This is a genomic window from Lysinibacillus sp. NPDC097231, from assembly GCF_044761885.1.
Lineage (GTDB): Bacteria > Bacillota > Bacilli > Bacillales_A > Planococcaceae > Lysinibacillus.
In genome coordinates this window covers 48,962-52,830 of record NZ_JBIWDH010000007.1, presented here as the reverse complement: position 1 = coordinate 52,830, position 3,869 = coordinate 48,962, and the positions used below count along the sequence as shown (strand labels likewise).

The following is a 3,869-nucleotide window of genomic DNA, read 5'->3' as shown; positions in this document are numbered from 1 at the left end:
AGCGTTGGAACAAGAGGGATTTTAGACAGCGTATCAGCGACACAGAAGATGATGGGAAGCGTTGGAACAAGAGGAATTTTAGACAGCGTATCAGCGGCACAGAAGATGATGGGAAGCGTTGGAACAAGAGAAATTTTAGACAGCATATCAGCGGCACAGAAGATGATGGAACAACAAATAATATCACCTATGGTCAAATCATTTAATAATAAAGCATCCATTTTCTCCTATAGTACAGGATTAGTTGTTTTAGATGATTTTCTTGAAGGGTTAGAAAATGAGGTTAAATCTGATAGTTTATTTCCTGATAGTGAAAGTAGTCAAGAAGTAATAGCGTGGCTAAATGAAGTAATCATGGCTTGTATAGAACAAATAAAAATAGTAGGACAAGCCTTAAATACCTTACAAACAAATCAGGTAATGACGACAATATTTTGGTTAATTTCAATAGCGAGTTCAATAATTACTATTGTTGTATTTTTTCAAAGAAAACCAACTGAAATACACCATCACCACCATCATTACCATCAGTCAAGTAATGATGATACAAAACAAACTATTACAAATAGTGTTGATGAAAATAAAAGTATAGATAAATGATAACAACATACAAACATTAGCAAGTAATATCGTGAAAATTAAATGGTTTATAAAAGAACAACTTTATTCAGAAATGAGTAGAGTTGTTTTTTGTTTGTTAAAGAATTTTTGAATGATTAGTATACACAATACTAATCATAAAGAAAGAGTAATTAGACCTATTTTTATATTTTTTGTTGGAATGTCGAATTTTTTATGGTAGTGTATTCCATACGATAAACACACACAAATATTTCTAACAGGAGGAAGAAAAATGGCAAAGCAAATTGTAACATTGACAATTGATTTGTTAATGACAAAAACAGAAGCTCAGGTATTTCAAACAATGTATTCCCAACAGATTGAGGGAATCACGTTGATTAGTGACAGACAGGAAGAAACTAGCCTGTTTGTTGAGTATGCTGAAATTGAAACAACAACTATCTAATAGAAATGAGGAATCATAATGGTAAGAAATGGAATTAGAGAAAGCGAAAAAGTGAAAACACAGACTGATATAGTACGCAAGCAGTTTGTTGAAAATGGTATTGATTTAGCATTAGTAGGGGCGGGACAAACACTTTTTGCTTCCCTTGAACATGCTAGAAAGCGAGTGAAAACTGATAAGTCGTATATTGCTAAAGGTATTAAATATAGGCTGAATCTAGTTGACAGAAAAGGCAAGCAAACTCGGTTGAAGCCTAGATACACTTTGGTTAAGGTTATTCAAGGTGATAATGAGTTTTGGCAAGCGTGGATTAAACAGAATGAGGTCTTTGAGAAAACAGGTCTTGAAGCTGATAGACCATCTTTACACAGACTAAATCCCGATGGTCACTATGAGTTCGGGAATATTGGTGTGTTACCGTTAGGGGAACATTTACAGGAAAATGCAGTACCTATGTTGATTATGGATACTGATAATTTAACAATCAGTAGCTACGAGAGCATTACAGCAATGATGGAAGCAGAGGGCGTTAAAAAGTCTAAAGTTGATGCACTGAGGGTAGCTATGAAGAAAGCAAATGCGTAAAAAACAAAGCAGGGGCTTAAATGCTCCTGTATTTTGATTGAAGAAGTAGCTCCTATAATAAGGTAAGTAAAAGGTTATTTTCTTCAATTTTAATTTTAATTTTAATCCTAATTAATAGTTGATATTGATTGGTTTCAATATTGATAGAGAGAGAGCAATTTAATGACAACAAAGACAGACAAAAATTCACCAATCGGTAAGGAAATTTCAAGAGTTCCAAACCGTCACAAACCTTATTTCGAGGTTGATTCAGATAACAAAATAATTGGATATAAGCGTTCGATTGGCATTGATAAGGTGATTCTTAAAGCACGTGTAACAGCAATAGAAATTGAGGATTTAACTTCAATGTTCAACTATCATATCCAACATGAATCACTACAAAATGGTTACACATTGATTTACCATATCATTGACCTAAAAGCGCCATATGGTGTTTATATCAAGCTAATGCCTTTTGAAGATGGTGTTAATGCAGAGATACAGCTTCACTCACAGTTCACAACAAACTTAGTTGGGAATAATCCAATAATACTTGATATTCTCAATAATCCTAAGTGGTTTATAGTTCGCTTAGATATTGCAACTGATTATGTAACACCATTTAACACGAGTGCTTATCTAAGACGTAACGGCAACCAAATCCAAACCAACTATGATACGTCCTCATGGTCGGGTTCAATGGGCAATCCAAAGAAAACAGCGTGTGACTCACACTATGACCGTAAGGCAAAGGATGAATCTCTAGAGAGCAACTTCACTAATCGTTTTGAGGTCAAACTGTTCTTTAAAGAAGCTGATAACATGACGTTAGGCAACTTGAATCATGCTCTAATTATTCAACGCTTGCAGAAGGAAATGTTTATTCCGTGTCTAACCTACTCGTATTTCCATGATAAGCAGGTAAAGACGAACAGAGGGGATAAAGCCTATATTGACCTTATAAGACGGGTAAAAGAAGCAGATAACGAAAACTCAATTAAGTTGCTACTAACTAAAAGTCAATGGAAAACATTCCGTAAGCATTTCAAAGCATGTCGTGACGATATTGAACAGGCTTATCTTGAATCTAGCCACATTATTTATGACTATCTGTTGCCGAAAGCAGATTAAAGTAACGTAAATAAAATATATGATTTCCTACTAGCACATCATTAGCTTGGTGTGCTTTTTGTGTTTGTGAATGATGATATACATTGAGGACTAATGTTGAATAGTAGTACTTTGATATTTTAATTTTATAAACAATAATTTTCTATCCATCTCCATTATTTACAACAACTTCAATCTATTATTTACTATAATAATTTTGAGGTGAAAATATTGAGATTGAGAGAGATGAAATACGAATTAGAGGAAATAAAGAAGGGTTTTAAGTTTGAATATCAGGCAGTTGAGGGTGGGAAATTTAGAGTAATTGGAATAACTAAACTTAACAGTTTAATTGTTAAAATTAATAAATTTGGGTTTATTGATAATGAGTATAAAGAGTTTATTACTAATTTTAAAAATATTGTCACTCTATTTGATAACGAAGTTATCCTAAATAGTATTAAATATGAACAATATGAAGAATTGTTAAGTACTATTAATTTGAAAGTTACTGCAGTTATTACTGCAATATCATTGGCAATAGATAATCAAGATGAAAATTCGATTAGTATTAAATTACCGCCATTTACTGATTTAAAATCAGTTGCTAACTTTATTGAAGATATTGAGAAGATATTTAAAGGTGTTTTACCCGATAAGAAGCAAGGTGAATTAAAGTTAAGCACTTTCGATACAGGTTCTAATTGGATTGAGGTTGTGATGACTTATGCGGAATCTGTTGTTATTATTGGTGAGTTCGTAAAGATTACAACTGAACTTGCTAAGAACATTTTAGCGTTAAGAAGTACTACTGAGAAATTAGAATCTACAAACTCTATTGATGATGAGGCAAGACAGATTGTGTTAGATAGTATGAGAAAGTTAGAAGTGGAACAATCTAAAATTTCCGCAAGTAAATTGTTGGAAAGTGGGGTAATTAACACAGAAGACCTTTCTAATATAAATGAATATCAAAATGGTTTAAGTATGCAAATTCTAACAATGGCAGATTATCTCATTAAAGGTGCGGAAGTTAAACCTGCATTAAATGCCCCTGAAGAACAAAAAGAAGAGTTTCCTTCAAATGAAGAATATAAGTTATTACAAGAATCTGCAAATCAACTATTATTAAATAGCCCGTCAGAAGACCAAAAGACAGAAAACC

Annotated in this window: 5 protein-coding genes; all 5 read left to right on the top strand. The window is 32.8% G+C overall.

The window, feature by feature from the left end:
* The coding region (locus tag ACIQXF_RS06580) for a hypothetical protein (RefSeq protein ID WP_402780384.1) at positions 1–600 on the top strand (600 nt) is incomplete at its 5' end.
* A gap of 253 nt (positions 601–853) precedes the next feature.
* Positions 854–1,027: a hypothetical protein gene (locus tag ACIQXF_RS06575; protein WP_402780382.1), complete on the top strand. Its 174-nt coding sequence runs from the start codon at positions 854–856 to the stop codon at positions 1,025–1,027.
* Positions 1,028–1,045: 18 nt separating this feature from the next.
* Positions 1,046–1,612, top strand: a complete 567-nt coding sequence (locus tag ACIQXF_RS06570) for a hypothetical protein (RefSeq protein ID WP_402780380.1) — start codon at positions 1,046–1,048, stop codon at positions 1,610–1,612.
* Positions 1,613–1,774: 162 nt separating this feature from the next.
* The gene (locus ACIQXF_RS06565) at positions 1,775–2,725 is read left to right on the top strand and encodes a hypothetical protein (RefSeq protein WP_402780378.1); all 951 of its coding nucleotides are present in this window, start codon (positions 1,775–1,777) and stop codon (positions 2,723–2,725) included.
* Between the two features lie 225 nt (positions 2,726–2,950).
* Positions 2,951–3,869: hypothetical protein (locus ACIQXF_RS06560; RefSeq protein ID WP_402780376.1), on the top strand; the 919-nt coding region annotated here is incomplete at its 3' end.